At 68.8% G+C, this 2,000-nt stretch carries 2 protein-coding genes; both read right to left on the reverse strand.

Going from position 1 to position 2,000, the window contains the following annotated elements; translation table 11 throughout:
- Nucleotides 1-122: 122 nt before the first annotated feature.
- Nucleotides 123-932, reverse strand: coding sequence for an IS21-like element helper ATPase IstB (gene istB / locus ACLF3G_RS29350; RefSeq protein ID WP_430672915.1), 810 nt, complete (start codon nucleotides 930-932; stop codon nucleotides 123-125).
- Nucleotides 929-2,000: IS21 family transposase (locus ACLF3G_RS29355; protein ID WP_430672916.1), on the reverse strand; the 1,072-nt coding region annotated here is incomplete at its 5' end. The genes ACLF3G_RS29355 and istB, both read right to left, overlap by 4 nt.

The raw sequence follows: 2,000 nt of genomic DNA on the forward strand, positions 1-2,000 counted from the left end.
TGTAGCGCGACAATCTGGGTGCGAGCAGCGCGACAATCAGGATGAGAGTCTGGTGTCGCGGCGGCTGGATGATTGTCGCGGCGCGACACGGAGGCAAGCGCTTTTCGGAGGACGCGCGACAATCAGGATGAGGTGGTGATTGTCGCGCGTGTTGGCGGGCGGCCTGGTCCGCGTTTTCGCTCGATGGCGGTTCGCCTGCGATAGCTCTCGACGTTCATCTCGAAGATCGTGGCGTGGTGAACGAGGCGGTCCACTGCGGCGAGGGTCATGACCTGGTCGGGAAATATCCGATGCCATTCGCCAAAGGGCTGGTTGGAGGTGATGAACAGCGATCGACGCTCGTAGCGCGCAGCGATGAGTTCGAAGATGACGCTGGTCTCTGCTTGATCCTTGGTGACGTAGGCGATGTCGTCGAGGATGAGCAGGTGGTACTTGTCGAGCTTGGCGATAGCGGCCTCGAGTTGGAGATCCCGCCGGGCGGCCTGGAGTTTCTGCACGAGGTCGGTGGTGCGCGTGAACAGTACGCGCCAGCCGTTCTCGATCAGGGCGAGGCCGAGAGCGGCCGCGAGATGCGACTTGCCGGTGCCCGGGGGGCCGAAAGCCAGCAGGTTTGCGCCTTTCTCCAGCCAGCTGTCGCCCGCGGCGAGGGCCATGATCTGCGCCTTGCTGATCATGGGCACGGCCTCGAAGTCGAAGCTGTCGAGGGTCTTGCCGGGAGGCAGCCGGGCCTCCTCGAGGTGGCGCTGGATGCGGCGGTTGGCGCGTTCGGCGATCTCGTGTTCGGCGAGAGCGGCCAGGAAGCGCGCGGCGGGCCAGCCCTCCTTGTCGGCGCGGACGGCAAGGTCAGGCCAGACCAGCTTGATGGCGGGCAGTCGGAGATCGTGGAGGGCGAGCGACAGGCGGCCGGCGTCGATGGGATCGGTGGCGTTCATGCCGCGTCTCCCGCGACGCTGGCTGCCAGGCCCTCATAGGCGCTGAGGGCGGGGTTGCGGATAGTGACGGCGGGCAGCGCCGCGGCATCCGGCGCGAAGCGGGCGCGCAGGGCGGCCATGTCGGGCAGTCGGCCGGCATCGAGGTCAGCCTCGATCAGCTGGGCGAGTTCCGCCTCGCAGGCGCGCTCATGGGCGAGAGCGAGCAGTTCGACGGTGATGCGGCAGGCCATGCGATCGGGAAGCGCGGTGCGCATTGCCTCGAAGGCGCGGGCATAGGCGGCGCGCGGAAAGAGGCTGTCGCGGTAGACGAGGCCGAGCAGGGCCATGGGCTTGCGACGCAGGGCGTGGATGACGTGCCGGTAGTCGACGACGTGGCCATGCCGGCCATCCGGGTGTGACCGGCCGCGGGGCAGCGTGAACTGCGGGGTGCTGCCGAGGAAGACCTCGAGCCGATCGTCGAACAGCCGGACGCGCAGGCGATGGCCGATCAGGCGCGAGGGGACGCTGTAGAACACCTTGCGCAGGGTGAAGCCGCTCGAGGAGGTGACGGTGACGACCGCCTCCTCATGGTCGGTGGTGCGCCGGGCGGGCAGGTTCTGCAGGGCCTCGCGCTCGAGGGCGATGCGCGGCGCGATGCGGGCGTTGTGCCGCCCGACCACCTCGTCGACGAAGGCGCGATAGGCAGCGAGATCCGGGAAGTCGCGCGAGCCACGCAGCAGCAGGGCGTCGGCGGTGGCGGCCTTGAGGTGGCCATGCGCGCTCTCGATGGCGCCGTTCTCGTGGGCAATCCCTGGGTTATTGCGGCTGGGCTGCATGCCGTAGTGGGCGCAGAGCGCGTCGTAGCGCCGGGTCAGGTCCTCCTGCGCGTCGTGGCCGAGGTTGCGGAAGGCGGCGGAGAGGCTGTCGCTGCGGTGTTCCCGCGGCGCGCCGCCCAGCGCCCAGAGCGCGTTCTGCAGCCCCTCGGCCAGCGCCACATAGCTCTCGCCGCCGAGGACGATATGGGCGTGCTCGAAGCCGGAATAGGGCAGGCGGAAGTGGTAGAGCCGATGCTCGAGCGGCTGACCGGCG

Source organism: Falsiroseomonas sp. HC035, from assembly GCF_050563525.1.
Lineage (GTDB): Bacteria > Pseudomonadota > Alphaproteobacteria > Acetobacterales > Acetobacteraceae > Falsiroseomonas.